The following is a 25,036-nucleotide window of genomic DNA, read 5'->3' as shown; positions in this document are numbered from 1 at the left end:
TTTTACTCAGGCATAAAACCATGAATATAAAAACCATTTTCGTCACCACGCTGATCACTTTGTTGGCACTGGCCGGTTACGACAAGTTCCTGATCAACAGACCCGCGGACGTCAAAACCAACTGGCTCAACATTCCCGCTTTGCCAGTGATTCATGATGCGATTTTCGAGTTGTCGCCGACATTCAACGGGCAGCGCAATGCGCCGGCGATGGAGCAGCTGTGCGCGTTGGCCAGGGGAGAAGTGAAACAGGAACAGGTCAACGCCTTCCTCAAGCAGGCAGGGGTTGACGCAGAGAAGTTGCCGAAACAAGGAAGCCAGTTCTCGCTGTTTATCAATGGCAACCAGGCAGGGCAAGCCACGGCCTGTGCGGCGTATCTGGCAACGACCGTCTTGTCGCCGGTCAATGTGGCCGAGTTCATGCGCCCCGTCACGACGCCGGCAACCGATGGGCAGCCGGAGAAATCGTCGCTGCAGGTGGATAACACGTTGTTGGCCACGGCGCTGTCGATCAAGTTGGCCGAGGCGCGGGCCAATGCCGATGTGTTTGCCTTGATCGCCGCCGAGTTGCAGCGCAGTCCCGGTTTGACCATACCGCAATACCGTGAGCGCGCCGGGCAGTTGTTTGCCCGTCTGGCACCGACTTACCTGCAACGCATCAAGGATCAACTGCCGCCTGCGGACACGCAGTACAAGCTGCTGCAAATGGATGACAGTCGCTTCCTCTTCAGCAGCTCCGTAGGCACCGTATTCGAGTTTGGCAGCAACGGTCTGATCCTGAACCTGGGCGGCATCACCTGGTATGGCGAAGGCAAACTGCTGGGGAAAGATTACCCCCTTCAGGTGGCTTACTTTGACAAGACAGTCAAGGCGTTGCTGTTACCTGCGAAATCGTGATGCAGACCTTCGATATCAACTTGTGAGTCAATGCTGATGCGACACACTGATTTTGTCTTTTCCCTTTTTGCGATTGGCTTTGCGTTGTCCATCCCCGGGACAACGCAGGCCCACACCGGATCCCTCTATTGTGGATCTGCCACGAACGGCCTTGGCGTCAATGCAGTCACCACGCAGTCGAAGCAACGTGCATGTCCGGCGGCGATCGAGGTCGCCAATGCTTATATCCAGTTGAACTACAAACTGGAGCCGGTTCTTATCATGTTCAAGGGCGAAAGATGGATCTGCCGACAACGCCAGGGCGACACCAACCCTTACGGGGAATGCATGATGCAGAAAAATCCCGATGAAAAGGTAACGCTGACTTCTTGATTCAGGCGCGCGGTATATCTCGGCGCCTATACCCTCAGGCAAATCGCTGCGGGTGATGGCGTGAGAAATTCCCTGCAAACTCTGCCGAAAGGTTAAGTGAACAGTTAAGAAACAGAGGCGTGCAATGAAGCAAGTATCGTTGTTTTTCGGATCCTTCTGTATCGCCTTAAGCGCGACAGCCGCTATTGCACCGCCCAACGGAGCATTCGATGCAATCCAATGGCCAGCCTCTCTGAAGAAAGCGCCTTCAAAAAGCGCAACGTTTGGGGCGTTCGTTGTTCAATTCGAAAAAACAACACTGGCGCAGGTGATGAGCGAAGCGTCCATTGGCACCATCGCGCATCGAGGCGACGCCGGTGATAGTGTTTATTGGTTGTGCTACAGCCAGCCAACTATCGGCGTGCGGATATGGATCATCTCAAACGGTGAGATGGGGGGCGCCAGTCACGCTGTGACGAGTGTTATCGCCGAGCAATTCGAGTCTGTCCAGCCGAGCGTCGACTGTCCTGCGTTACCGGTACAGCTGCATCCCCCGTCGCTTGCCAATCACTTATGGCTTGGCTCCACGGACGTAGCTTTTCAAAACGTACTTGGGATGCCTTCACATCAGGCCGGCGCATGGCGGACTTTCGACTTCCAGGGCAAAAAGCAAGGCAAGTGCGAAGGCGGGTATGACGTCTATAACCGGCTGTGGATCCGGTCGGACAAAGGGCGCGTCAACAGGATTGATGCGGGGCAAGTAACCAGCTGCTAGTCCAGATTTTTATTCGAACCCACTGAGCAGGGGCGGCGGTGGGTGACGAGTGAACGGTGGATTCAACCGGTCGATTTGTACGAGGCACGTCCACGCCGAATCCCTCTATTGTGGATCCGGTCGAACAGCGGAGTGGCCTGACTACCCACGGCGAAGCGTTGACAGTGAACCGTTGGACGGTCTCATTAAATGTAATTATTTATTGTAATTAGATAATTTATAATCGAGAATAAATGTTCATAAACGCTCAGTAAGGAACTGTGCATGAACACCCGCATAAACTACCTGGCGCTGCAACGCATGTATTGGATCGGACTGCTGGCCGCGTTACTGGTCTGGGCCATGGGTATCATTGAGGTCGGCTCTAACGCCACGCTCTGGATCTATAACAAGGATGAAATGCTGGCCGCACTGCTCGCAGCTTTCGCCGAAAACGCTCCGCAACTGCTCGACCCCTTTGCCGAAGATGCGCTGCTTAACCCTGATGCGTATCTCTCTCCCCTGGTCACAGCACTCATCATCGTTTTGGACTTCCTGCCCCAGCTGCTATCGGCGTACGCGTTATGGCTGACCGGGTTGTTCTTTCTGCGCTTGTCCCGCGGTGAAACCTGGACCGACCGCAACATCAGTATCCTGTGGCGCATCGGTGTGTTGTGCATCATTTCGCCGGCTACCTACCCACTGATGGAAACCTTGCAAGGTCTGGCTTTGTCTATGGACCTGCCGCCGGGGCAAGGCATTCTCAAGGTTTCGATTGGCCTGTCCTCCGCTTCCGCCTACGAGATCGTCAAAGGACTATTACTCTGCGTGTTTTCCATTATCATGCGCGATGCCAAAGCGCTCAGCGATGAGCAAAGTCAATACATATAGAACAATATAATGACCATTATCGTTCGCCTTGACGTTGTCATGGCTACGCAGAAAATTCGCTCGAAAGAGTTGGCTGCCTTACTGGGCATCACCGAAGCCAATCTATCGTTGCTGAAAAACGGCAAGGTCAAGGGGGTGAAGATCGCCACCCTGGACAAGCTCTGCGCCGCGCTCGATTGCCAGCCAGGCGACCTGCTGGAATTTCAGAAAGACTGAGCCTTGCCAATGACGGCGAGTTGTTTATCGCGAGGCTCAACCGTTTAATTTTTATCAAATCCTTAGTTGCAAGGCGGCTATTTCATGACCCGGTTTTTGTTCTGCATGCTGTTAATGCTGACGGCGTTGCTCAGCGGCTGTGCCACGAAAATGGAGGTGGCGATCAATGCAACACCTGATCCGGACTATCACTTTGACCGGCAGGCAGTTGTACTTGTGACGTCCACCGGTGGCAGTGATGAAAACGCACTTAATGCCCGTTACTACCTGCGCGATATGGTCAACGCGCTGAAAGACCAAGGCTTCCGGGAGGTCTTTACCGACACGAGCCTGCCCAAGAATCATTCGCCGATCAAAATGACGATCACCCTCGATATCAGCAGCCGGCAAGAGACTTACCGCTACACAGCGACAGAGTACGGGCAGGTGGCAACCAGCACCTCGACCGTGTGCAAGAACTACAAGAAGAAAGACGACCGGCTGATCTGCACCAGTACGCCAAACACGACCTATGGCCCGGTGGGTACCTCGGAGCGAACCGGCTACACCACGCTGACCACCTTCACGGCCACTGCCCGGGATGAAGCGAGCAAACGTGCGGTGTACCTGCTTCGGGTGTCGTCCTATAACGATGACTGCCGAGGAGAGAAGGTGGAAGTCTTTCTGGTGGAACAGGGCCTGCGGAACCTGAATTTCCAGGACCGCGTACAACGCAATTACACCGTCACAATGCCCGACGGTTACAGCTGCAAATAGTTTGTGTAAAGATAAATTAATTCGGATGAACACCTCTATGATTCGCTCTATTAAAACCCTCACCTTTACCTTGTCCGTTGCTCTCTGTTTTTCACATTTCAATGCTTATGCACAAGCAGTGGGCGAGTCTGCTGATGGCATTCATGTCATTAGCTTGGCGCACCCCGTGTGGTTGGTTGAGCGACCTTATGTCGATGGCCCCATGCTGAGTGCGACTACTTACGGCCACAGCGCTTACGGCGACTATCAAACCAAGGCCAATCTGCAAATCAGCTGCCACCCGGAGAATCCAGAGGCCGGGCTTACGTTGCAGATCGCACCGGAGTCGCTGGGCTTCAACAGCGGTCCATTTGAAGGTCCGGGTGCAGGGGGGGCAATGCGAATCACGACCGGCACACGCACCGCCGTCGATCACCAGACTTCCGGCAGTTGGACTGATGGCGGGGTATTCCAGGTGGGCACGATTTTTTCGCTGTACACAGCCATCCCGCGCGATGAGTTGGCTTACTGGGCGAGTGATGCCTCACGTGGCCAACCCTTGCAGCTTTTGCTGGCCCCCAAAGCGGGCGGCAAGCCGTTGACCGCTACGTTTTCATTGCCCAAAAACAACGACGGGTTGAAAAAAGTCATCCAGCCTTGCATCAACGGCCGATGACACATGGCATGTGTCACCGGGGACGGCGAGCGCTAAACGACGTTCACATCCCGCATCAACAGCCCGAACCGCAAATCCACCGCATCCGGAATCGGCACATACACCGTGTGCCCGTCCCCCGGCGCCACCTCGATCGACTCGCCTTTACCGTTCTGCAACTGATGCAGATCGAAGTGGAAGTTACCTTGGGGCGTCATCAGTTCCATGTGATCGCCCAGGCCGAAGCGGTTCTTGACCTTCACTTGCGCCAGGCGATCACGACGCTCACCGGTCAACTCGCCTACAAATTGCTGGCGCTCTGAAACCGAGCTGCCGTGCTGATAGTTTTGGTATTCGTCATGCACATGCCGACGCAGGAAACCTTCCGTGTAGCCGCGCTGGGCCAGGGACTCCAGGTCCGTCATCAAGCTGCGATCAAATTCGCGCCCGGCCACGGCATCATCAATCGCGCGGCGATAGACCTGCGTGGTGCGCGCGCAATAGAAGTGCGATTTGGTCCGGCCTTCGATCTTCAGCGAATGCACGCCCATCTGCGTCAGCCGTCCGACATGCTGCACGGCGCGCAGGTCCTTGGCGTTCATGATGTAGGTGCCGTGCTCGTCCTCGAAGGCCGGCATCAGTTCGTCCGGACGATTGGCTTCCTGCAACAGGAACACCTGATCGGTCGGCGCGCCGATGCCCAGGGTCGGTTCAGGCCGGAACTGTTGAACGATTTCACCGAGCTGATTTTCCGTGGCTTGCGTCGCCGAATACTTCCAGCGACAGGCGTTGGTGCAACTGCCCTGATTGGCGTCGCGCTTGTTCATGTAACCCGATAACAGGCAGCGGCCGGAATAGGCCATGCACAATGCGCCGTGCACGAACACCTCCAGTTCCATTGCCGGGACTTGCTGGCGGATCTCGGCGATTTCTTCCAGCGACAGTTCCCGCGACAGGATGATCCGGCTCAAGCCCAGTTGCTGCCAGAACTCGACACTGGCCCAGTTCACCGTATTGGCCTGCACCGACAGGTGGATCGGCATCTGCGGGAAGTGTCGGCGTACCAGCATGATCAGGCCGGGGTCGGACATGATGAGCGCGTCCGGCGCCATGGCGATAACCGGTGCAAGGTCGTTCAGGAAAGTCTTCAACTTGGCGTTGTGCGGCGCAATGTTGACTACCACGTAGAAACGCTTGCCCTGCGCCTGAGCCTCTTTGATACCGAGCGCGAGATTGGCGTGATCAAATTCGTTGTTGCGCACCCGCAGGCTGTAGCGCGGCTGGCCGGCGTAGACCGCATCGGCACCGTAGGCGAAGGCGTATCGCATGTTTTTCAAGGTGCCGGCGGGAGCCAGCAGTTCAGGGGCAAGGAGCGTCATGGCAGTGTCGATCGCAAAAGTCCGCGAGGGTAATCGGCTTGCCCGCGGGGTTCATTGATCTGGATCTATGCTTGATGAACAAACGGATGGCACTCGCGCGAACCGTCGCGGACTAAGCATCAGCACGGCTCTTCAATACAAGAGCGCACTGACATGGATCAGACATGAACGAAGAGACGGTACACAACAAATCGCTGGTGATTTTGCTCGGAGTGGTCACCGCCGCTTTTATCTGGATTTTGCTGCCGTTCTACGGCGCGGTGTTCTGGGCGGTGATCCTCGGGATTCTGTTCGCACCGCTGCAACGCCGGATGCAGCTGAAGTTCGGCTGGCAGCGCAACCTGACGTCACTGCTTACCCTGAGCATCTGCCTGGTGATCGCAATCCTGCCGGTGATCATCCTCAGTATCTTGCTGGTCCAGGAAGGGGCCGCGCTGTACAAGAGCATCGAAAGCGGCGAACTGGACATCGCCGGGTATGTGACGCATTTCAAGCAGAGCTTGCCGACGTACTTCCAGCATTTGCTTGACCGGGCCGGGGTCGGCGAACTGGACGGGCTGCGGGAGAAAATCATCAAGAGTGCGGTGACGGGCAATGAGTTTGTCGCCACGCAAGTCTTCAGTTTCGGTCAGGGCACGTTTGATTTTGTGGTCGGCTTCTTCATCATGCTCTACCTGCTGTTCTTCTTCCTGCGAGACGGCGCCGAACTGGCTCGTAAAGTCCGCTCTGCCATACCGTTGCAGGAACACCAGAAACGCCGCTTGCAACTCAAGTTCAACCGTGTGGTTCGGGCGACCGTAAAGGGCAACCTGCTGGTGGCGATCACACAGGGCGCATTGGGCGGTTTGATTTTCTGGTTTCTGGACATCCCGAGCGCATTGCTCTGGGCGGTATTGATGGCGTTTCTGTCGCTGTTGCCGGCGGTGGGAGCAGGGATTGTCTGGGCGCCGGTGGCGGCGTTTTTCCTGTTCACCGGGGCGATCTGGCAGGGAGTGGTGCTGGGATTGTTCGGGATTTTTGTGATCGGGCTGGTGGATAACGTGCTGCGACCGATCCTGGTGGGCAAGGATACGAAGATGCCGGACTATCTGATCCTTATCTCAACCTTGGGCGGCCTGGCGATTTTCGGCTTGAACGGCTTTGTCATCGGGCCGCTGATCGCGGCGCTGTTCATGTCGAGTTGGGCCATCTTCCTCGAGACCAAGCCAAGGATTCAGCTGCCTTAAGCGCTGAGCTGACCCTGGCCGATCTGTTGCGACAGTGCCTTGGCGGCCGGCAGTGAAGTGAGCGGTCCGCTGATCGGTTCGCCGTCCTGCACCAGATACCAACAGGCGAGCAATCCTAGCTCTCTGAGCGGTGCGGGAACGGCGCTGCCGATTACGGACATGATCTGAACCTGGGACATAAATACCTCCATCAATCGATGGAGCTACCTTACGGACCTACCGCTTGAACGGACAATCAACACTTTCGATAGTCGTCATTGACGCCAGTGAGTCTTGGGCTCAGTCGACCACCAGATCAAGCATATGGACCACTTCCTGCTCGTTGAGCAGGCCTTTGCGCACCAGGTTTTCGGCCAGCAGCGAAAGAAACTTGGCGCTGCGATGGCCCTCCAGGTGCTTGAGTTCGGTCAGAGCGTTGTACACCTTGCTGGAAGTGCACAAGCCGACAATGCGGTGCGGGTTTTGCGTGGGCATGAGGTCGTCCTTGTTTTTATCAACCTGTTGTTTACGGACAGATCCAAGCTTGCGGATCTGGCGTGACATAAATATGACCGTTTTTCCCGATGCGGGGGAAGGGCAGGCGAGGCAATCTTGCCAACTTGAACCGCCCACACTGTCCCGACAGCGACCTTGACGCGATTTTTCCAGACCTTTGCCGACGAACGGTCATAAAAAAGCCCCGCTGATAAGGCGGGGCCTGATGTGGCTGTTACCAGCGGCCATAACCGTGGGGAGGGCCGTAGTAACCGCGCGGTGGACCGTAATAGCCACGGGGCGGGCCGTAATAGCCACGGGGCGGGCCGTAGTAAACCGGCGGTGGCGCGTAGTAGACCGGTTGCTGCACATAGACCGGCGCAGGCTGGTAATAAACCGGTGGTGGCTGTTGTATGTAAACCGGCTGCGGTTGGGCGTAAACCGGTTGCTGTACGTAGACAGGCCGGTTGCTGTTGATGATGGCCGAGCCGACGATTGCCGAACCAACGATCGCGCCAAATACCGCTGGACCCTGCCAACCGTGACCGCCGCCAGCCTCTGCCTGCCCTGTGATAGCAAGAGCACCAAGCAGCAAGGCAACTGTGGGGAGTTTACGGATCATGATAATTCCTCGGTTCTTCGACCCGGCGCTTGCGTCTGCAATAGACCCAAGGATCGTCGCGGGGATACATCTAAGACAGCGGTTTTTTGAAAATCAGCACAGCCGTTGGGTAAATTTTGTGTAAGGTCTGTACCGGCTTCTTTACGGCTCTTGCGAACCTGCACGGGTACGCCTTAATGATCGATCAGAACGCGATGGAATGGCTAATCCCGTCCATCTGAAAGTGCTTATAGAAGGAGATGTTTCATGCAGATGAACCCCAACCGAGACACCCAGCTGTGCATGTCGCTGTCCGGGCGCCCCGGCAACTTCGGCCTGCGGTTTCACAATCATCTGTATGAACAGTTGGGCCTGAATTTCTACTACAAGGCGTTCAGCAGTCAGGACCTGCCGGGTGCCGTTGGCGGCATTCGCGCATTGGGTATTCGTGGTTGTGGGGTGTCGATGCCGTTCAAGGAAGCCTGCATTGCGCTGGTCGATGAGCTGGATGCGTCCGCAGCGGCCATCCAATCGATCAATACCATCGTCAACACCAACGGCCATCTCAAGGCCTACAACACCGATTACATCGCCATCGCCCAGTTGCTTGAAACCCATCAGGTGCCGAAGGAATCGACCTTTGCCCTGCGCGGCAGCGGCGGCATGGCCAAAGCCGTGGCCAGTGCCTTGCGCGATGGCGGCTATAAAAACGGCCTGATCGTGGCCCGCAACGAGCGCGCCGGGCGTGCGTTGGCTGAATCGCTGGGTTATCAGTGGCGGGCGGAACTGGGCGCCCAGCGTCCACAGATGTTGATCAACGTTACGCCGATCGGCATGAACGGCGGGCCGGAGGCCGATCAACTGGCGTTCGACGCTGAAACCATCGCCGCCGCCGAGACTGTCTTCGATGTGGTGGCGATTCCCTCGGAAACACCGCTGATCGTGCGCGGTCGTGCCGAGGGCAAGCGGGTGATTACCGGGCTGGAAGTGATTGCGATCCAGGCGCTGGAGCAGTTTGTCCTGTACACCGGCGTGCGGCCGACGGATGAGCAATTCCATAAAGCGGTGGAGTTTGCCCGTAGCTGATCCTGTGATTCTTGGTTGGCTGTACCGGCCCCATCGCGAGCAGGCTCACTCCCACAGTGGATTGGCGTCGTACACAGATTTTGTGATCGATAGAGAACCCTGTGGGAGTGAGCCTGCTCGCGATGGGCGCACCTCGGTCCCCAGGCAAGCCCAATCAGTTGCCGCACATTTCCCTGCCTATACTCCCCGCCAGCAAACAAAGACTTGCCGCCCCAACAAACAAACCGTGCCCGAGGTTCCCATGCATCCCCCCATCCTCAACCTGAATCAGGTCGAACTTGAACCGCTGCCCGAAGCCCTGGCGCCCACCGGTGAAACCGCCGGTCGCTACCAGCAAAGAATGGCCCGGGTCGGCCAGCAGCTGGGCGCGCAAAAGCTCGGTTATCGGTTATACGTGCTGGAGCCGGGCATGCGTGGCAGCCCGTTTCACAGTCATCGGGTCAACGAGGAGATGTTTTACGTCGTGGCCGGGGAAGGGGAGGTACGCCTGGGGGCCGAGCGTTTTCCGATCCGCGCCGGTGACGTGATCGCTTGCCCGCCGGGCGGTCCCGAAGCTGCGCACCAGATCATCAACAACAGCAAGGGCGAGCTGCGCTACCTGGCGGTCAGCACCCAGCAATCGCCGGAGATTTGCGAGTACCCGGATTCCGGTAAATACGCGGTGATGGATGATTTCAAGGTCGACGCCGAAGGCAATGCCTCAGGTTTCGTCGCCATCGCCCGGCCGGGCGACGGCGTGGATTACTGGGACGGCGAATAACCGTCCAGTCTTAGCGCAGACCCCTGTAGCAGCTGCCGAGCAGCGCGAGGCTGCGTTCGGCTGCGCAGCAGTCGTAAATACAGGCAATGCGGTGATTCAGGGGTACCGTGCATGCCGGGTTTACGACTGCTTCGCAGCCGAACGCAGCCTCGCGCTGCTCGACAGCTGCTACAGGGATCGTGTGGGTTATTCGAGGCGGGCCAGGCGTTCTTCGAGTGCGGCAATCCGCGCTTCAAGCTCTTCGATCCGTTCTACGGATACGCCGCTACCGGCGCCACGTTCTGCCGGGTTTTGCCGAGCCGCGAGGATGACTTCAATATCCGCCGGATCCCCCAGCGCATGCATATAGCGGTCTTCGCGCTGCCCGGCCTGACGTGGAATCAACAACGCCAGCCCCCGAGCAATCAAACGCTCCAGTTGATGCACCACCTGCTCGGCATCTTCAAAATCATGCATGCGGCCGCTGCGGGTCAGCAGTTCATTGACCGTCTGCGGTCCCCGCAGAAACAGCAACCCCGCCAGAATCACCTGGGCCGGCACCAGTTCCAGCGCCTTGTCGACTTTATGCTCCCAGCGATCGGCACGGCTGCCCATCACCAGTTTGGTAAAGCCACGACCTTCAAGGGCGCGCAGGCTCTGGCCGACCTGGCCTTGTGTCAGGTTCATCACCGGTTCGCGACTGGTTTTCTGGTTGCAGGCAATCACCAGGGCGTTGAGGGTCAGCGGATAGGTTTCCGGGCTGGTGGCCTGCTTCTCGATCAATGAGCCCAGAATGCGGATTTCCGTGCTGTTGAGCCGCGGTTCGTCGAAGGTCGTTTCTTGCTCAGTGCTCATCGCGCTTTTCCCTTTGCCGTGAAAGCATGCAGTCGAAGCCGCCTAGCCTAATCCTTGCTGGATAAAAGACAAGCCGCAGGAGGGGCGGGCATGGCTATAATCGGCCCACGTTTCCCTCCTGTCACCACACGAGACTGTCATGACCATTTCCCTGTATGCCGCTTCCGTTCCTGTTTTCAAACAAATGCTCAACGCCCTGAGCGACGTTCTGAACAAGGCCGAAGCTCACGCCACCGCCAAGAACATCGACCCGAACGCATTCCTGCAAGCCCGCCTGTACCCGGACATGTTCCCTCTGGTGCGTCAGGTGCAGATCGCCGTTGATTTCGCCAAAGGCGTTTCCTCGCGCCTGGCCGAGATCGAAGTGCCGAAGTACGACGACACCGAAACCACCTTCGCTGAACTGCAAGCTTTGATTGCCAAGGTCCTGGCTTACATCGGCGAGATCAAGCCTGAGCAGATCGACGGCAAGGAAGGCATCGAGATCGTCACCCGTCCAGGCACACCAAAAGAAAAGCGCTTCAGTGGCCAGGCTTACCTGCTGAGCTACGGCCTGCCGCAGTTCTTCTTCCACGTCACCACCGCTTACGCATTGCTGCGTCACAACGGTGTTGAAGTGGGCAAGCGCGATTACATGGGCGCGTTCTAAACCGCCCGCGCACTAAAAAGCCCCCGCAGCCTTAGGTTGTGGGGGCTTTTTCATGGGTAAGCATTTTTCAGCTACGCCGCAGCACCTGTGGGAGCGGGCTTGCTCGCGAAGGGGCCATGCGCCTCAACATAGATGTTGACTGACACACCGCTTTCGCGAGCAAGCCCGCTCCCACAGGGACAGGGTTAAATGTCAGGCCAGGCGTTCGGCTTTTGCTTCTTCACCCAGGCACGCCGCGGCGGTGAACAGCACATCAGTGGACGAGTTCAGCGCAGTCTCCGCAGAATCCTGCAACACACCGATGATGAAACCGACCGCCACCACCTGCATGGCGATTTCACTTGGAATACCAAACAGGCTGCACGCCAGCGGGATCAGCAACAACGAACCGCCGGCCACGCCCGAAGCGCCGCACGCACAGATCGCCGCCACCACACTGAGCAGAATGGCCGTCGGGATATCCACGGCGATGCCCAAGGTATGAACCGCCGCCAGGGTCAGTACGGTAATGGTGATCGCCGCGCCGGCCATGTTGATGGTCGCGCCCAGCGGAATCGATACCGAATACGTGTCTTCATGCAGGCCCAGGCGCTTGCTCAATTCCAGGTTGACCGGAATATTCGCCGCCGAGCTGCGAGTGAAGAACGCGGTGATGCCGCTTTCCCGCAGGCACATCAGCACCAGCGGGTACGGGTTGCGGCGCAGTTTCCAGAACACGATGGCCGGGTTCATCACCAACGCCACAAACAGCATGCAGCCCAGCAACACGGTTAGCAGATGCAGGTAACCGAGTAACGCACCGAAGCCGGAGGTGGCGAGGGTCGACGCGACGAGGCCGAAGATCCCCAACGGCGCGAAACGAATCACCAGGCGCACGATCAGGGTCACGCCGTTGGACAAGTCGCCGAGCACTTCGCGAGTGGTGTCACCGGCATGGCGAATCGCAACGCCCATGCCGATCGCCCAGGCCAGAATGCCGATGAAGTTGGCGTTCATCAGCGCACTGACCGGGTTGTCGACCACGCTGAGCAGCAGACTTTGCAACACTTCGCTGATGCCGCCCGGCGCGGTCACGGCGACGTCATGGGTGGACAGCACCAGGCTGGACGGGAACATCATGCTGGCAACGACCGCGACTACCGCGGCGGCAAACGTACCCAGCAGGTACAAAAACAGAATCGGCCGGATGTGGGTTTCCTGGCCGTGCTTATGGTTGGCGATCGAGGCCATGACCAGCACGAACACCAGGATCGGCGCGACGGCTTTCAGTGCCGAAACGAAGACTTTGCCGATAAACGCCGTGGACTTCGCCACGTCCGGCGCGAACAGCGCCAGGGCAATCCCGGCGATTAGGCCGATGACGATTTGCGAGACCAGGCTCAAGCGTTTCAAGCGTTGCAATAGCGAAGGGGATGAAGCGGTCATAAAACGGCATCTCTGATTATTAGGTGCGGGGGTATCGCGACATCAATGCCAATGAATGGCCGATGAACAGGGTGTACGTATCGCAGGGCGCGGACTTTATCACAGCGTGGTCTTGATCCTTCAGACCTGTGACGATCTGCCGCCCGTGCGTTCAACGAGATCGGCAGGTTCGTGCAACCCTGATCGGAAACACTCTGTTAAGATTGCGCATCCTCATTTTCAAGTCATGCCAGTGGGCCTTCGGGCTATCGCTGGTGTCGTCGTTTTCTGGAGTTCTGCATGCTGTTGCCCATCCTTCTGTTGTCGGCCGCCGGTTTTACCGTGCTGACCACGGAATTCATCATCGTCGGCCTGTTGCCGGCGATTGCCCGAGACCTTGAAGTCAGCATTCCCCAAGCAGGCTTGCTGGTGACCTTGTTTGCCTTCACCGTCGCCGCATTCGGGCCATTCCTGACCGCGTACTTCGCCAGGTTCGAGCGGCGCAAGCTGTTCATTTCGGTACTGATCATGTTCGGTCTGGCCAACACCCTCGCGGCGTTTGCGCCGAACATCTGGGTGATGGCCATCGCCCGGCTGATCCCCGCGCTGGGGCTACCGGTGTTCTGGGCGCTGGCCAGTGAGACCGCGGTGGACATCGTCGGGCCGGACTACGCCGGGCGCGCTATCGCCAAGATCGGTTTCGGCATTGTCTGCGCCACGGTGTTCGGCATTCCGGTGGGCACGCTGATTTCCGATGCGTTCGGCTGGCGCAGTGCCTTTGGCATTCTGGCGGTGATCGCGTTTGCCAAGGCGTTGCTGCTGTTTATCTACCTGCCGAAAACCAACCTGCATCAGCATCAGGTGAGTTTCCGGTCGCAGTTCAAAATTCTGCGCAGTCCGTTGATGCTGGGCCATGTGCTGTTGTCGGTCCTGGTGTTCAGCGGCATGTTCACGGCTTACACCTACCTGGCGGACATCCTTGAGCGCCTCGCCGGTTTCAACGGTACGGTGGTCGGCTGGTGCCTGATGGGCTTTGGCGCAGTCGGTCTGATCGGCAACTCGTTGGGCGGTCGTGCGGTGGATCGTCATCCGCTGATGGCTTCGATGATGTTCTGCACGTTTATGATCGCCGGCATGGTGGCGCTGGTGCCGAACATTCATTCACCGCTGGGTCTGGCGGCGGCGATGGGGATCTGGGGCGTGACCCAGGCCGCGTTGTTCCTGGTCAGCCATGTGCGATTGATGAAGGCCGCGCCCGAGGCGCCGGCCTTTGCCGCGTCGCTGAACATCGCCGGGGCCAACCTCGGCATCGGCTTGGGCGCGATGGTCGGCGGGCGCGTGATCGACAGCGTTGGCCTGGGCGGGCTGGGTTTTGCCGCCGCCGCGTTTATCCTGGTGTCGATTCTCCTGGCCATGGCGCTGATGACCATGAAGCCTCGCGAAGTCTGCGCCTGACCTTTCACAGCTCGGTGAACAGCTCGCGTCGGGCACCTTCGGTAATCGCCACGATGCCGGGGTGCTTGACCTTGCGTTCCACTGAAATGGCGTAGAACGACTCCGTCACGGCGTCGGTCTGGCCAATCAACTCCACGCCGTATTGGCGTTTCACCTCGTCGGCAATCACGCTCGGGCCGATGAAAATCCCGCTGCCGGATTGGCCGAAAGCCTGCATCAGCGCGCTGTCGTCGAACTCGCCGACGATGCGCGGCTGGATCTGCTGCTCGGCAAACCAGCGCTGCAAGCGACTGCGCACTACGGTTTCCGGCCCGGGAATCAACAGCGGTGCGCCGTGCAGGCTGCGGGGGAAGTCCTGGCCGTACTGCGCCGCCAACTCGGTGGTGGCGAAGAAACTGATCCCGCATTCACCGAGTTTCTGGCTGTAGCCCTTGATGTCCAGGTGCGACGGCATCGGGCTGTCGGAGATCACCAGGTCCAGACGCTGGATCGCCAGGTCGGCGAGCAAACGTTCGAGTTTGTCTTCGCGACAGGTGATGCGCAGCGGTTCGCTCAATTCCATGGTCGGCGCGATCAGGCGATAGACGATGGATTTGGGCACCACGTCCGCGACGCCTACCCGAAACAGGATCTGCTGTTCGTTGGGTTGCGCGCGCAGCATCAACTCCAGTTCGCCACCCAGCTGAAACATTTGCTCGGCGTAGGGCAGGGTCTGACGCCCGGCCTCTGTCAGCTCAAGCTGCCGGCCGACCCGTCGGAACAGCTCGATGCCATAGGTTTGTTCGAGCAGGGATATCTGCCCGCTGATAGTCTGGGGCGTCAGGTTCAGCTGCTCGCAGGCGCGCACGATGCTGCCGGTCTTGGCCACCACCCAGAAGTAATGCAATTGCCGATAATTGAGCATTGTTTTGATATTCCCCCGATTCGTTTCTCCTGTAGCAGCTGTCGAGTGAAACGAGGCTGCGATCCTTTGTTAACGACAGGATCGCAGCCTCGTTTCACTCGACAGCTGCTACAGGGACAGGCACAACAATTCGTGTTTAGGTCTGGATTCGTAAAAACCGAAGTATAGCCGCTGAAAATACGAATTTTCCTGAAGTGTTTGCCTCCCTAGAATGCCTCGCTATCAACGGGCCATCGTTTCGACCCGTTTTGTTCTATCGAGGAAAGCATCATGAAGCTTAAAACCACGGCACTGTTGATTGCGTCTTTACTGGTATTGGCCGGTTGTGACCAGGCCGAGAAAAGCGCTCAGCAATTGATGGGCAAGGCTGCCGAAACCGCCAAACAGGCGATCGACGATACCCACAAAGCCGCCGAACAAGCGATCAGTGATGCCACCGGCGGCCTGATCAGCAAGAAAGAACCATCGGCCGAAGACAAGCGCAAAACCGAATCTTCGTCCCAGGAAATCTAAACCGTCTACAACGAGTCAGGACTGACCCATGGAATACCTTTTAGAACTTGCTGCAAGCCCCACCGCCTGGGTCGCCCTGGCCACGTTGATCGTCATGGAGATCGTGCTCGGCATCGATAACCTGATCTTCATCTCGATCCTGACCAACAAGCTGCCCGAGCAGCATCGGCAGAAAGCACGCCGCATCGGTATCGGCATGGCGCTGATTCTGCGACTGGGCCTGCTGAGCACCATCGCGTTCATCGTCCAGTTGACGGAGCCTGTGATCGATATTCTCGGCCACGCGTTCTCCTGGAAAGACATGATCCTGATCGCCGGTGGCCTGTTCCTGTTGTGGAAGGCGACTACCGAGATCCATCACAGCATGGACCCGGCACCGAATGATCCGATGTCGGCGTCCTCGACCGTGACCCTGGGCTTTGCTGCCGCGATCGGTCAGATCCTGATGCTGGACATGGTGTTCTCCATCGACAGCATCATTACCGCTGTCGGCATGACCGAGCACTTGCCGATCATGATCATCGCGGTGGTGGTGTCGGTACTGGTGATGTTGCTGGCGGCGGATCCTCTGGCCAAATTCATCAACGACAACCCGACGGTGGTGATGCTGGCGCTGGGCTTCCTGATCATGATCGGCATGACGCTGATCGCTGAAGGTTTCGGTGCCCACGTGCCTAAAGGCTACGTCTACGCGGCCATGGCCTTCTCGGCGACCATCGAAGGCTTGAACATGATGTCGCGTCGGGCCAGGCAGAAGAAAATAGCGGCTGAAGCTTAACCCGCGAAAAACGAAACGGCCGCCTGTGCTCGAAAGAGCCCAGGCGGCCGTTTTTGTTGGCGAATCCGAAAGGATCAGTGCGCGGTCGCGTGGTGTATCGGTGGTTTATCGGTCTTCGCCAAAGGCGCCGATTGAACGGGGTGGTGATGGTGCCGACGGGTAATCCGCAAAACGCCCCACAACATCGCGGCGGCCACGGCCAGCCAGCCGGAAATCAACATCACGATTGTCATTGTCAGGCTCATCAGTGCCTCCTCTTTGCCCTGCCTCGGGCACACACTCTCTGCAAATGACAGTCTAGTCGTTGCTGTGTTTCAGGCTATTGACCAAAGGTCGGCTGTCATCAACCAGTTCGCTCTATCGAACGCACTCAACTGTGGTTTAAGGCTATACCGCCGTCGCGTGGCGTCCTATGATCGACGGCCAAGCCGGGAGCGTGTTGCCTGGCGTCTGAACAAGAGAGTGATGATCGTGCGGGTATTTTCTCGAATTCGAACGGCGGCGCTGATTCTCGGCTGCGTTGCAGGTTTGGCAGGATGCGCGGGGAGTGTGGCGCCGGAGATCAAGCGGCTGCCGGAACGCGTCGAACTCAGTGGCACGTTCTACCGAGGCCAAAACCATCAGAGCGGACCTCAGGTGCTGGCCAGCATGCTGTCGCAGCAGGGCATTGTGATCACACCCGGGTTGCTCGAAAAACCCCTGCACTTGCCGGGTGCCGAGGCCCAGTTGCAGCAGAACATGCAAAACCTGGCGCGTGAGTACGGGATGGTGGTGTATCCGCTCGACAGCAATTTGCCGGCACTGTTGACCCAGGTCGCGGCCGGTTATCCGGTGATGGTGCGCTTCACTGAAGGCTCGGCGCTCTGGGCTGAGCCGCGTTACGCCATTCTCGCCGGTTACAACCGCCAGAAGCAGACGGTGTTGCTGCGTGCCGGAATGAATCGCCGGAATTTGATGAGCTTCAGTTCGTTTGAGTCATCTTTCAAGGACGCCGGAGGTTGGGCCGTCCTCATCCAGAAACCCAATCAGATCCCTGCCAACGTGGATCAGCAGCGCTGGCTCAAAGCAGCGAGCGATCTTGGCCAGGCCGGCCAGGAACAGGCCGCTGCCCGTGCGAAAAAGGCGCTGACCGCGCAATAAGTTTCCGTTCGTCATGTGCCCGGCACCGTCGGGCATGCCTGGGCTCTAAAGGACAAGGCGCGGTTTCTCCGGGCCAGATTCCAGGAGGCGCCCCATGGCACATTCCAATACCCCCGACGGCCCGCATTCATCCGAGCATTCCTCGGGCGACGAATTGGGTTTCGACCCCGATTCGCCGGACCTTGCCGACCCTCAGGTCGATCCCATCGGCCCCGCCAAGGCGCCCAGGGATGTAAAGCCGGGCGACAATCCCAAGGCGCCGGCGAAGCCTTACGACCCGCTCGGTGATCTGAAACCCTAACCCTTGGTGAGGTGCGTATGTCTACTGATTCGAGTTTCAACGACAAACGTCCGGACAGTGTTCCCACAACGCCCGAGGAGGGCATTGATCCGGTGCTGGATCCGAACGATCCGCTGAGAGATCCTTTAGCGCGTCCGATGGTGGTCCCGACTGAGCATCCCCATGGCATGAAAGATCCAGGCGCCGGGGATGGCATTCCGGATGACGATCAGATGCCGTTGCCCAACGATTAACGCCAGACGAAAAAAAGCCCCGAATGATCGGGGCTTTGTTTTTGCTGTTGCTGACTTATTTCGACGCTTCAACCACACCGCTCTGACGGTGTTTGAGGTTCTTGTCCGACTTGTACTGCAAGGCTACCGACGGCACGTCTGCGCCTTTGCCGGTTTCCACCCAGCTGCGTATGCGGGCGGCATCGGCAAAATGCGTGTATTTGCCGAAGGCGTCGAGGATCACCAGCGCCACCTGGCGATTACCCATGCTGGTCACCAACACCAGGCAGTGACCGGCTTCATTGGTGAACCCGGTCTTGGTCAGCTTGATGTCCCAGTTTGGCTTGCGGACCAAATGGTCGGTGTTACGGAAACCCAGGCTGTAGTTGGGTTTGCGGAACGTGACGGTTTTTTCCTTGGTGGTACTCAGCTCGGTCAATAACGGGTACTTGTGCGCGGCGATCAGCAATTTGCTCAGGTCGCGGGCGGTAGAGACGTTACGAGGTGAGAGGCCCGTCGGCTCGACGAAGTGGGTGCTGGTCATGCCCAGCGCCTTGGCCTTGGCGTTCATCGCGGCAATGAAGGCTACGTAGCCGCCCGGATAGTGATGCGCCAGGCTTGCCGCTGCACGGTTTTCCGAGGACATCAGGGCGATCAGCAGCATTTCCCTGCGCGGCAATTCGCTCTTGAGTTTGACCCGGGAAAACACGCCTTTCATTTCTGGCGTGTCGCTGATGTTGATATTGATGTACTCGTCCATGTTCTGTCGGGCTTCAACCACGATCAGGCCCGTCATCAATTTGCTGACAGAAGCGATAGGGACAACCACGTCGGGGTTGCTGGCATAGATGACTTTGTTGGTCTGCATATCCAGCAGCAAAGAGCTGCCGGAAGCGAGCTTGAGTTGTTTCGTGTCTCGGGGTGCCGCGGTGGTCTCCGCAGCGCTGGCGGTTGGCGTGATGAACGTCCCTGTAAATGCAAAAAATAGGCTCAGGATGGAAAGACGGATTTTCACGCTGGCAGACTCATAAGGTGTTGATAAGCCGTTATGTAACGGGCTATTTCGTAAAAGCGCGACATTCTGGAGTATGGCTGAATAACTGTCGATGGTTGTTCAAGCAGGACGTGAAAGTCCTTGGGAACGTGAAAAAAAAGGCATTTTCCGGCGGATGGTCGATCTTTTACTTCACGCAAAAAGAACCCCGCCATTGGCGGGGTTCTTTTGTACGTCACTTATGTCGAAGCGGGCACTCAGCTGTGCAGTGTTTCCGCCGCATAAAGCGTGTTTTCCAGCAGGCAGGCACGCGTCATCGGGCCGACGCCGCCCGGTACCGGAGTGATCCAGCCGGCGCGGGGCAGGGCGGTTTCGTAGATCACGTCACCGACCAGTTTGCCGTCTTCCTGGCGATTGATACCGACGTCGATCACGATCGCGCCTTCCTTGATCCACTCACCCTTGACCAGGCCCGGTTTGCCGGCGGCCACGACGACCAGATCAGCACGGCCGACGTGGCCGGCCAGGTCCTTGGTGAAGCGGTGGGTGACGGTCACGGTGCAACCGGCGAGCAGCAATTCCATCGCCATCGGGCGGCCAACAATGTTGGAGGCTCCGACGACCACGGCGTCCATCCCGTAAAGGTCAGCACCGGTGCTTTCCAGCAGGGTCATGATGCCTTTGGGGGTGCATGGGCGCAGCAGCGGAATACGCTGGGCCAGGCGACCGACGTTATAAGGGTGAAAACCGTCGACGTCTTTGTCCGGACGAATGCGCTCCAGCAATTTGGAGGCGTCCAGGTGTTCAGGTAAAGGAAGCTGAAGCAGAACGCCGTCAATCGCCGGGTCGTCGTTCAGGCGATCGATCAGATCGGTCAGTGCTTCTTGAGTGGTTTCGGAAGGCAGGTCGTAGGCTTGGGAAATGAAGCCGACCTCTTCACAGTCTTTACGCTTGTGCGAGACATAAACCTGAGAGGCAGGATCGCTGCCGACCAGGATCACCGCGAGGCCCGGCGTGCGCAGGCCTTGCTCGCGACGCTCGGTAACTCGTTTGGCGATCTGCTGGCGCAGGCTGGCGGCGATCGATTTGCCGTCGATTAGTTGTGCAGTCATTGCGCGTGATTAACCATCGAGAGGGGAAAAAAAGAGAACGCATTCTCGCATGTCATGAGGTGAGGGCAAAGGCGCTTGGTCTGCAAATTCCGCTAAGCCCTTTAATTAAATGAATTTTTTATAAAAAGGATTTGACGGCCTTCGGGGCGCTCTATACTATTCGTCGCACTTGTCGGGCACAGCCTAGCACTGGATGAGAAGGTCAAGCGGAATTACGGTTCTGCGAGACTGGAAAGCTCTTAGTTTGTAGTCCTCCAAGAGTACAGATTAATAAGGCGCCCGTAGCTCAGCTGGATAGAGCATCCGCCTTCTAAGCGGATGGTCGCAGGTTCGAGTCCTGCCGGGTGCGCCATTAGGCAGCTTTGGCACAAGTAGCGCAATATGGTGGGCGTAGCTCAGTTGGTAGAGCACGGGATTGTGACTCCCGTTGTCGAGGGTTCGATCCCCTTCGTCCACCCCATATTTCGAAAGGCGCCAGATTAACAGTCTGGCGCCTTTGCTTTAACAGCTTCAAACGCGGATGTGGTGGAATTGGTAGACACACTGGATTTAGGTTCCAGCGCCGCAAGGTGTAAGAGTTCGAGTCTCTTCATCCGCACCAAATAAAGCTTCACTCAAGCCGGTTGGCTTGGTTGGGGCGCAGCAAGGGAGTTGATTGGCTTCTTTGCAAGGCAATATGGTGGGCGTAGCTCAGTTGGTAGAGCACGGGATTGTGACTCCCGTTGTCGAGGGTTCGATCCCCTTCGTCCACCCCATATTTCGAGAGGCGCCAGATTTAACAGTCTGGCGCCTTTTTTGTTTTAGCGGTTCGAGTATCAAGCGACTGCATGTCCTGGGTCGCAGGGGTGGAGTGTTTCGTCGTATTTATGTTTCTCGATGATGCCGCGCCGCCCGCTGGCCTTGCTCGCAAGACCGGCTGTCAGGGAGATGTTTGGCAGTTCTTCTATATATAGAAGGATTGGTGCAAAGCCTTGGCATGACTGGCTGTATTTGCTAACAGGGCGAGGCACAACCGTTTGTCCCTCGCCTATAAATTGCCTGCTGCTTTTTTACCCGTTTTCAGTAGGGTGACTTCTTGAGTTTGACCCACTAGAATGCATGCCCTTGATTCTGGGGTCGGAAACGGCCGGCTAACGTCTGTGCAACGAGGAATATCCATGCAAGTTTCTGTTGAAAATACTTCTGCTCTTGAGCGCCGCATGAGCATCACTGTGCCTGCTGAGCGTATCGAGACTCAGGTCAACAAGCGTCTGCAGCAGACTGCCCAAAAGGCCAAGATTGCTGGCTTCCGTCCAGGCAAAGTGCCAATGAGCGAAATCAAGCGCCGTTTTGGTGCTGATGCGCGTCAGGAAGCTGTAGGCGACGTGATCCAGTCTTCGTTCTACGAAGCTGTTGTCGAGCAGAAGCTGAACCCGGCTGGCGCTCCTTCTATCGAGCCTAAGTCGATGGAAGCCGGCAAAGATCTGGAATACGTTGCTATCTTCGAAGTGTTCCCTGAGTTCACCGTTGCCGGCTTCGACGGTATCACCGTAGAGCGCCTGAGCGCTGACGTGGCTGATGCCGATCTGGACAAGATGCTGGACGTGCTGCGCAAGCAGAACACCCGTTTCGAAGTGGCCGATCGCGCCGCTCAGAACGATGACCAGCTGAACATCGATTTCGTTGGCAAGGTTGACGGCGAAGTGTTCGCTGGCGGTTCGGCCAAAGGTACTCAGCTGGTTCTGGGTTCCGGCCGCATGATCCCTGGTTTCGAAGACGGTCTGGTTGGCGCTAAAGCCGGCGAAGAGCGCGTTCTGAACCTGACTTTCCCAGAGGACTATCAGAACCTCGACCTGGCGGGCAAAACCGCTGAGTTCACCGTGACTGTGAACACTGTTTCCGAGCCAAAACTGCCAGAGCTGAACGAAGAGTTCTTCGCTCAATTCGGCATCAAGGAAACCGGTCTGGAAGGCTTCCGCACCGAAGTTCGCAAGAACATGGAGCGCGAACTGCGTCAGGCGATCAAATCCAAGGTCAAGAATCAGGTAATGGACGGTCTGCTGGCCACCAACCCGATCGAAGTGCCTAAGGCTCTGCTGTCCAACGAAGTTGACCGTCTGCGCGTGCAGGCTGTCCAGCAGTTCGGCGGCAACATCAAGCCTGATCAACTGCCGGCCGAGCTGTTCGAAGAGCAAGCCAAGCGCCGTGTTGTGCTGGGTCTGATCGTGGCTGAAGTGGTCAAGCAATTCGACCTCAAGCCTGACGAAACCCGCGTTCGCGAAATGATTCAGGAAATGGCTTCGGCCTACCAAGAGCCTGAGCAGGTTGTGTCCTGGTACTACAAGAACGACCAGCAACTGAACGAAGTCCGTTCGGTTGTGCTGGAAGAACAAGTTGTGGATACTGTTCTGCAGAAAGCTAGCGTGACCGACAAATCGGTCTCTTACGAAGAAGCAGTCAAGCCGGTAGAAGCTCCACAAGCCGACTGATCGTTTTTGCAGTAAGAAGTACACACCATAAGCCAGCCTTCGTGCTGGCTTATGCGTATTCAAGACATAACTATTTGGGAGTGACTGCAGAGCATGTTCCGTAATTCGTATATTCAGCAGAACTCTGATATCCAGGCCGCAGGCGGCCTGGTCCCGATGGTTGTCGAGCAGTCTGCTCGTGGCGAGCGCGCCTATGACATCTACTCGCGCCTTCTCAAGGAGCGAGTAATCTTTCTGGTTGGCCCGGTAGAGGACTACATGGCCAACCTGATCTGTGCGCAACTGCTGTTCCTTGAAGCGGAAAACCCGGACAAGGACATCCATCTCTATATCAACTCCCCGGGCGGTTCGGTGACAGCAGGCATGTCGATCTACGACACCATGCAGTTCATCAAACCCAACGTATCGACCACCTGTATCGGTCAGGCGTGCAGCATGGGCGCCTTTCTTCTGACGGCCGGTGCCGCCGGCAAGCGTTATTGCCTGCCGAATTCGCGCGTGATGATTCACCAGCCGCTGGGCGGTTTCCAGGGGCAGGCATCGGATATCGAAATCCATGCCAAGGAAATTCTCTTCATTCGTGAGCGGCTCAACACGCTGATGGCCAAGCACAGCGGGCACACGCTTGAAGAGATCGAGCGTGATACCAACCGCGATAACTTCATGAGTGCAGAAGCCGCGCGTGAATACGGGTTGATCGACGAAGTGATCGCCCAACGCCCAGCTTAAAATAAGCGGCTCAAAATAGGCTTGGTCGGCGGGTCTGATCACTAGCGGGCTTGAAAAAGCCCGCAATAGCCTTCATCTTGTGTTGCAAGCCTATCGGATTTGGATCGAACGAATGACTGACACCCGCAACGGCGAGGACAACGGCAAGCTGCTCTATTGCTCCTTCTGTGGCAAAAGCCAGCATGAAGTGCGCAAATTGATTGCCGGCCCCTCGGTCTTTATCTGCGACGAGTGCGTCGACCTGTGCAATGACATCATCCGAGAGGAGGTGCAGGAAGCCCAGGCCGAAAGCAGCGCGCATAAATTGCCTTCGCCTAAAGAAATCAGCGGCATCCTTGATCAGTACGTGATTGGTCAGGAGCGTGCGAAAAAGGTTCTGGCCGTAGCGGTGTACAACCACTACAAGCGTCTGAACCAGCGCGACAAAAAGAATGACGACGTCGAACTCGGCAAGAGCAACATCTTGCTGATCGGCCCGACAGGCTCGGGTAAAACCCTGCTTGCCGAAACACTGGCCCGCTTGCTGAACGTTCCGTTCACCATCGCCGACGCAACCACCCTCACCGAGGCGGGTTACGTGGGTGAAGATGTCGAGAACATCATTCAGAAGCTGCTGCAGAAGTGCGATTACGACGTAGAAAAAGCCCAGATGGGCATTGTCTACATCGATGAGATCGACAAGATCTCGCGCAAGTCTGACAACCCGTCGATCACCCGGGACGTTTCCGGTGAAGGCGTGCAGCAGGCCCTGCTCAAGTTGATCGAAGGCACGGTCGCTTCTGTTCCACCACAAGGTGGTCGCAAGCATCCGCAGCAGGAATTCCTTCAGGTCGACACCCGTAACATCCTGTTCATCTGCGGTGGTGCGTTCTCCGGTCTGGAAAAGGTTATTCAAAACCGTTCCACCAAGGGCGGCATCGGTTTCAACGCAGAAGTGCGCAGCAAGGAAGAAGGCAAGAAAGTCGGTGAGTCCCTGCGTGAAGTCGAGCCTGACGATCTGGTCAAGTTCGGTCTGATCCCGGAATTCGTCGGTCGTCTGCCGGTCCTTGCCACGCTGGACGAGCTGGATGAGGCTGCATTGATGCAGATTCTCACCGAGCCGAAAAATGCGCTGACCAAGCAGTATGCCAAGCTGTTCGAGATGGAAGGTGTGGACCTGGAATTCCGGGCCGACGCGCTGAAATCGGTCGCCAAACGTGCCCTGGAACGCAAGACCGGTGCCCGTGGACTGCGTTCGATTCTCGAAGGCGTATTGCTCGACACTATGTATGAAATCCCCTCGCAGTCCGAGGTGAGTAAAGTAGTGATCGACGAAAGTGTTATAGAAGGCAAGTCCAAGCCACTGTATATCTACGAAAACAGTGAGCCGGCTGCCAAGGCTGCGCCAGACGCTTAAGCGTCAGGCAGCTGAAATAAAGAAGGGGCCTTCGGGCCCCTTTTCTTTTAAAGCGTTTTTAACACCCTCTTTGCGCTTGTTTTTTTTCAAAGCAGCCCCCATCTTGGTTTCAAGCTTACTTCC

29 protein-coding genes, 4 tRNA genes and 1 pseudogene are annotated in these 25,036 nt (G+C 57.3%); 24 read left to right on the top strand and 10 right to left on the bottom strand.

Annotation, left to right across the window (positions count from 1 at the left end):
- Positions 1 to 20 precede the first annotated feature (20 nt).
- The 7 genes from ACA072_RS18860 (at position 21) to ACA072_RS18830 (ending at position 4,519) form a co-directional block, all read left to right on the top strand.
- The gene (locus ACA072_RS18860; protein WP_497619767.1) at positions 21 to 896 is read left to right on the top strand and encodes a hypothetical protein; all 876 of its coding nucleotides are present in this window, start codon (positions 21 to 23) and stop codon (positions 894 to 896) included.
- Between the two features lie 30 nt (positions 897 to 926).
- The gene (locus tag ACA072_RS18855) at positions 927 to 1,268 is read left to right on the top strand and encodes a hypothetical protein (RefSeq protein ID WP_497619765.1); all 342 of its coding nucleotides are present in this window, start codon (positions 927 to 929) and stop codon (positions 1,266 to 1,268) included.
- A gap of 124 nt (positions 1,269 to 1,392) precedes the next feature.
- Complete coding sequence (locus ACA072_RS18850; protein ID WP_497619764.1) at positions 1,393 to 2,022, top strand: hypothetical protein; 630 nt, start codon at positions 1,393 to 1,395, stop codon at positions 2,020 to 2,022.
- A gap of 264 nt (positions 2,023 to 2,286) precedes the next feature.
- A complete protein-coding gene (locus ACA072_RS18845) occupies positions 2,287 to 2,892 on the top strand; it encodes a hypothetical protein (protein WP_497619762.1) in 606 nt (201 codons plus the stop codon).
- A gap of 9 nt (positions 2,893 to 2,901) precedes the next feature.
- The gene (locus ACA072_RS18840) at positions 2,902 to 3,108 is read left to right on the top strand and encodes a helix-turn-helix domain-containing protein (RefSeq protein WP_201205025.1); all 207 of its coding nucleotides are present in this window, start codon (positions 2,902 to 2,904) and stop codon (positions 3,106 to 3,108) included.
- A gap of 84 nt (positions 3,109 to 3,192) precedes the next feature.
- The gene (locus ACA072_RS18835; protein WP_497619760.1) at positions 3,193 to 3,864 is read left to right on the top strand and encodes a YajG family lipoprotein; all 672 of its coding nucleotides are present in this window, start codon (positions 3,193 to 3,195) and stop codon (positions 3,862 to 3,864) included.
- Between the two features lie 37 nt (positions 3,865 to 3,901).
- Entirely contained in the window at positions 3,902 to 4,519 is a 618-nt protein-coding gene (locus tag ACA072_RS18830) for a hypothetical protein (RefSeq protein ID WP_497619758.1), read from the top strand.
- A 32-nt stretch (positions 4,520 to 4,551) separates the two neighbouring features.
- On the opposite strand, the gene trhP is transcribed toward ACA072_RS18830, so the two are convergent.
- The gene (gene trhP, locus ACA072_RS18825) at positions 4,552 to 5,877 is read right to left on the bottom strand and encodes a prephenate-dependent tRNA uridine(34) hydroxylase TrhP (protein WP_497619756.1); all 1,326 of its coding nucleotides are present in this window, start codon (positions 5,875 to 5,877) and stop codon (positions 4,552 to 4,554) included.
- A 164-nt stretch (positions 5,878 to 6,041) separates the two neighbouring features.
- Between trhP and ACA072_RS18820 the strand changes: the two genes are divergently transcribed.
- Positions 6,042 to 7,103: an AI-2E family transporter gene (locus ACA072_RS18820; RefSeq protein WP_497619755.1), complete on the top strand. Its 1,062-nt coding sequence runs from the start codon at positions 6,042 to 6,044 to the stop codon at positions 7,101 to 7,103.
- Here the strand turns inward: ACA072_RS18820 and ACA072_RS18815 are convergent.
- The 3 genes from ACA072_RS18815 to ACA072_RS18805 all read right to left on the bottom strand — a co-directional run bounded on the left by ACA072_RS18815 (position 7,100) and on the right by ACA072_RS18805 (position 8,199).
- On the bottom strand, positions 7,100 to 7,282 hold the full coding sequence (locus ACA072_RS18815; RefSeq protein ID WP_010458664.1) for a hypothetical protein: 183 nt from the start codon (positions 7,280 to 7,282) through the stop codon (positions 7,100 to 7,102). The genes ACA072_RS18820 and ACA072_RS18815 overlap by 4 nt on opposite strands.
- Before the next feature lie 100 nt (positions 7,283 to 7,382).
- A complete protein-coding gene (locus ACA072_RS18810) occupies positions 7,383 to 7,577 on the bottom strand; it encodes a hypothetical protein (protein ID WP_003179723.1) in 195 nt (64 codons plus the stop codon).
- A 235-nt stretch (positions 7,578 to 7,812) separates the two neighbouring features.
- On the bottom strand, positions 7,813 to 8,199 hold the full coding sequence (locus ACA072_RS18805; protein ID WP_497619753.1) for a hypothetical protein: 387 nt from the start codon (positions 8,197 to 8,199) through the stop codon (positions 7,813 to 7,815).
- A gap of 246 nt (positions 8,200 to 8,445) precedes the next feature.
- On the opposite strand from ACA072_RS18805, the gene ACA072_RS18800 reads away from it, so the two are divergent.
- Together ACA072_RS18800 and ACA072_RS18795 are read left to right on the top strand one after the other, a co-directional pair.
- Positions 8,446 to 9,264 (top strand): shikimate 5-dehydrogenase, encoded by an 819-nt coding sequence (locus ACA072_RS18800; protein ID WP_497619751.1) that lies wholly within the window; start codon positions 8,446 to 8,448, stop codon positions 9,262 to 9,264.
- Positions 9,265 to 9,505: 241 nt separating this feature from the next.
- Positions 9,506 to 10,024 carry a cupin domain-containing protein gene (locus ACA072_RS18795; RefSeq protein WP_497619750.1) on the top strand — a complete coding sequence of 173 codons (519 nt, stop codon included), beginning with the start codon at positions 9,506 to 9,508 and terminating at the stop codon, positions 10,022 to 10,024.
- A 186-nt stretch (positions 10,025 to 10,210) separates the two neighbouring features.
- Here the strand turns inward: ACA072_RS18795 and ACA072_RS18790 are convergent, their stop codons facing one another.
- Positions 10,211 to 10,858, bottom strand: a complete 648-nt coding sequence (locus ACA072_RS18790; RefSeq protein ID WP_438662099.1) for a YceH family protein — start codon at positions 10,856 to 10,858, stop codon at positions 10,211 to 10,213.
- Between the two features lie 139 nt (positions 10,859 to 10,997).
- Between ACA072_RS18790 and ACA072_RS18785 the strand changes: the two genes are divergently transcribed.
- Complete coding sequence (locus tag ACA072_RS18785) at positions 10,998 to 11,507, top strand: DUF1993 domain-containing protein (RefSeq protein ID WP_497316986.1); 510 nt, start codon at positions 10,998 to 11,000, stop codon at positions 11,505 to 11,507.
- Between the two features lie 192 nt (positions 11,508 to 11,699).
- On the opposite strand, the gene sstT is transcribed toward ACA072_RS18785, so the two are convergent.
- Positions 11,700 to 12,932, bottom strand: a complete 1,233-nt coding sequence (sstT, locus tag ACA072_RS18780; protein ID WP_497619748.1) for a serine/threonine transporter SstT — start codon at positions 12,930 to 12,932, stop codon at positions 11,700 to 11,702.
- 279 nt (positions 12,933 to 13,211) lie between these two features.
- Between sstT and ACA072_RS18775 the strand changes: the two genes are divergently transcribed.
- On the top strand, positions 13,212 to 14,366 hold the full coding sequence (locus ACA072_RS18775; RefSeq protein WP_497619746.1) for an MFS transporter: 1,155 nt from the start codon (positions 13,212 to 13,214) through the stop codon (positions 14,364 to 14,366).
- A gap of 4 nt (positions 14,367 to 14,370) precedes the next feature.
- On the opposite strand, the gene nhaR is transcribed toward ACA072_RS18775, so the two are convergent.
- On the bottom strand, positions 14,371 to 15,270 hold the full coding sequence (gene nhaR, locus ACA072_RS18770) for a transcriptional activator NhaR (RefSeq protein WP_497619744.1): 900 nt from the start codon (positions 15,268 to 15,270) through the stop codon (positions 14,371 to 14,373).
- A 270-nt stretch (positions 15,271 to 15,540) separates the two neighbouring features.
- Here nhaR and ACA072_RS18765 point away from each other — a divergent pair, with 270 nt between their 5' ends.
- Both ACA072_RS18765 and ACA072_RS18760 read left to right on the top strand, forming a co-directional pair.
- Positions 15,541 to 15,783 carry a hypothetical protein gene (locus ACA072_RS18765; RefSeq protein WP_109629263.1) on the top strand — a complete coding sequence of 81 codons (243 nt, stop codon included), beginning with the start codon at positions 15,541 to 15,543 and terminating at the stop codon, positions 15,781 to 15,783.
- A gap of 28 nt (positions 15,784 to 15,811) precedes the next feature.
- A complete protein-coding gene (locus tag ACA072_RS18760) occupies positions 15,812 to 16,561 on the top strand; it encodes a TerC family protein (protein ID WP_497619743.1) in 750 nt (249 codons plus the stop codon).
- 74 nt (positions 16,562 to 16,635) lie between these two features.
- Here ACA072_RS18760 and ACA072_RS18755 read toward each other — a convergent pair whose 3' ends face one another.
- Positions 16,636 to 16,806 (bottom strand): hypothetical protein, encoded by a 171-nt coding sequence (locus ACA072_RS18755; RefSeq protein ID WP_497619742.1) that lies wholly within the window; start codon positions 16,804 to 16,806, stop codon positions 16,636 to 16,638.
- Between the two features lie 167 nt (positions 16,807 to 16,973).
- On the opposite strand from ACA072_RS18755, the pseudogene ACA072_RS18750 reads away from it, so the two are divergent.
- The 3 genes and pseudogenes from ACA072_RS18750 to ACA072_RS18740 all read left to right on the top strand — a co-directional run bounded on the left by ACA072_RS18750 (position 16,974) and on the right by ACA072_RS18740 (position 18,235).
- Positions 16,974 to 17,701 (top strand): annotated as a pseudogene (locus ACA072_RS18750) (cysteine peptidase family C39 domain-containing protein).
- Positions 17,702 to 17,795: 94 nt separating this feature from the next.
- Positions 17,796 to 18,002, top strand: coding sequence for a DUF6021 family protein (locus ACA072_RS18745; RefSeq protein ID WP_497619741.1), 207 nt, complete (start codon positions 17,796 to 17,798; stop codon positions 18,000 to 18,002).
- A 17-nt stretch (positions 18,003 to 18,019) separates the two neighbouring features.
- Positions 18,020 to 18,235, top strand: coding sequence for a hypothetical protein (locus ACA072_RS18740; protein WP_497619740.1), 216 nt, complete (start codon positions 18,020 to 18,022; stop codon positions 18,233 to 18,235).
- 55 nt (positions 18,236 to 18,290) lie between these two features.
- Here ACA072_RS18740 and pbpG read toward each other — a convergent pair whose 3' ends face one another.
- Positions 18,291 to 19,229: a D-alanyl-D-alanine endopeptidase gene (pbpG, locus tag ACA072_RS18735; protein WP_497316998.1), complete on the bottom strand. Its 939-nt coding sequence runs from the start codon at positions 19,227 to 19,229 to the stop codon at positions 18,291 to 18,293.
- Between the two features lie 236 nt (positions 19,230 to 19,465).
- Positions 19,466 to 20,320 carry a bifunctional methylenetetrahydrofolate dehydrogenase/methenyltetrahydrofolate cyclohydrolase FolD gene (gene folD, locus ACA072_RS18730; RefSeq protein ID WP_403104728.1) on the bottom strand — a complete coding sequence of 285 codons (855 nt, stop codon included), beginning with the start codon at positions 20,318 to 20,320 and terminating at the stop codon, positions 19,466 to 19,468.
- 275 nt (positions 20,321 to 20,595) lie between these two features.
- Between folD and ACA072_RS18725 the strand changes: the two genes are divergently transcribed.
- The 7 genes from ACA072_RS18725 to clpX all read left to right on the top strand — a co-directional run bounded on the left by ACA072_RS18725 (position 20,596) and on the right by clpX (position 24,913).
- A tRNA-Arg gene (locus tag ACA072_RS18725) sits at positions 20,596 to 20,672 on the top strand.
- Between the two features lie 32 nt (positions 20,673 to 20,704).
- A tRNA-His gene (locus tag ACA072_RS18720) sits at positions 20,705 to 20,780 on the top strand.
- Between the two features lie 56 nt (positions 20,781 to 20,836).
- Positions 20,837 to 20,921: transfer RNA gene (locus tag ACA072_RS18715), tRNA-Leu, on the top strand.
- A gap of 78 nt (positions 20,922 to 20,999) precedes the next feature.
- A tRNA-His gene (locus tag ACA072_RS18710) sits at positions 21,000 to 21,075 on the top strand.
- Positions 21,076 to 21,477: 402 nt separating this feature from the next.
- Positions 21,478 to 22,788 (top strand): trigger factor, encoded by a 1,311-nt coding sequence (gene tig, locus ACA072_RS18705; RefSeq protein WP_497619737.1) that lies wholly within the window; start codon positions 21,478 to 21,480, stop codon positions 22,786 to 22,788.
- 93 nt (positions 22,789 to 22,881) lie between these two features.
- The gene (gene clpP / locus ACA072_RS18700) at positions 22,882 to 23,517 is read left to right on the top strand and encodes an ATP-dependent Clp endopeptidase proteolytic subunit ClpP (protein ID WP_095167796.1); all 636 of its coding nucleotides are present in this window, start codon (positions 22,882 to 22,884) and stop codon (positions 23,515 to 23,517) included.
- A 112-nt stretch (positions 23,518 to 23,629) separates the two neighbouring features.
- Positions 23,630 to 24,913, top strand: coding sequence for an ATP-dependent Clp protease ATP-binding subunit ClpX (gene clpX / locus ACA072_RS18695; protein WP_007946893.1), 1,284 nt, complete (start codon positions 23,630 to 23,632; stop codon positions 24,911 to 24,913).
- Positions 24,914 to 25,036: the final 123 nt, after the last annotated feature.

Source organism: Pseudomonas sp. LBUM1656, from assembly GCF_059716065.1.
This window is presented reverse-complemented; position numbering and strand designations above follow the sequence as displayed.